The following is a 1,157-nucleotide window of genomic DNA, read 5'->3' as shown; positions in this document are numbered from 1 at the left end:
CATGGATCGTGGTTAGAAACCCTGTTGAGCGGAAACGGGTATAATTCAGCCCCCTCGCCACAGAAAGGTGAAGCGCCCACACAGCCCTCATCCTGAGCTTGTCGAAGGGCGAGGGCGGGATGAAGTCCGCCGAACCTACCCCCTGACCCGCAAGAGATAGGTATCCATGATCCAGCCCTTGTCTTCCCGCGCTCTGGCCCGCGTCTCCACAATCTGCTCCATCACCTCCCCCAGCAGCCCACTAATCAGAAGCTCATCCGCCGTGCCCAGATACGCACCCCAGTAAATCTCGTAGCGTCGGCATCGAGCGTGCGGAAGGCGCAGTCGCCGTCGAGCATGACGAGAAGCGTGTCGGCGTTGGGCGGAAAGCCTTCCGCCTTCAGCCGTCTTCCCGTGGTTATCAGCACCGAACCGCCGATCGTGTTGACCGGCATGCGGTGACTGGCCGCGAGCGCCTGAATGCTGGTGATGCCCGGCACCACCTCCAGCGCGACCGCAAGCGCCGTCTCGCGGCGCATGTGCTCGACGATGCGCAGCGTGCTGTCGTAAAGCGAAGGATCGCCCCAGACGAGAAAGGCCGCACGGCCCGTCTCGCCCGTGTGCGCCGCAAGCAGATCGCCATAGGCGCGGGCGATGGCCATGTGCCAGTCGTCCACGCCCCGGCGGTAGCTGGGATTGTCCGCATCGCGCACCGGCAGATCGAACTCCACGATCCGCGTCGTGCCGCCTTCCAGAAACCGCTCGCAGATGACACGGCGCAGATCGGCCAGATCCTCCTTCGCTTCCCCCTTGCGGGGAATGAGGATCACGTCGGCCCGATTCAGCGCGTTGATGCCCTGAACCGTCATGTGTTCGGGATTGCCCGTGCCGATGCCGATGAGCGAGAGCGTGCGCATGGTCAACCGTCCGAAACGCCGGCTTCGGCGAAGGTCGCCATGCCGTTATGGCAGGCAAGCGCGCCGCGCAGAATGTTGATGGCAAGGCACGCGCCGGACCCTTCGCCAAGCCGCATGTCGAGATCGAGCAGCGGCCTGAGGCCGAGTTCGGCAAGCAGTTTCCGGTGGCCGGGTTCGGCGGAAACATGGCCGGCAATGGCGTGCGCCAGACCGTCATCGCCAAGACGCGCGAGCGGCGCGACCGCCGCGCCGCACACGAAA

General features: G+C 64.9%; 1 protein-coding gene and 1 pseudogene. Both read right to left on the bottom strand.

Features of this window, described 5'->3' with window-relative positions; all coding sequences use genetic code 11:
- Positions 1 to 135: 135 nt before the first annotated feature.
- Positions 136 to 896: pseudogene (cobF, locus tag JCM21793_RS28000) on the bottom strand (precorrin-6A synthase (deacetylating)).
- A gap of 2 nt (positions 897 to 898) precedes the next feature.
- The coding region (locus JCM21793_RS27995; protein WP_036541720.1) for a nicotinate-nucleotide--dimethylbenzimidazole phosphoribosyltransferase at positions 899 to 1,157 on the bottom strand (259 nt) is incomplete at its 5' end.

Source organism: Nitratireductor aquibiodomus NL21 = JCM 21793 (assembly GCF_000615975.1).
In the GTDB taxonomy this organism is placed as follows: domain Bacteria; phylum Pseudomonadota; class Alphaproteobacteria; order Rhizobiales; family Rhizobiaceae; genus Nitratireductor; species Nitratireductor aquibiodomus.
This window is presented reverse-complemented; position numbering and strand designations above follow the sequence as displayed.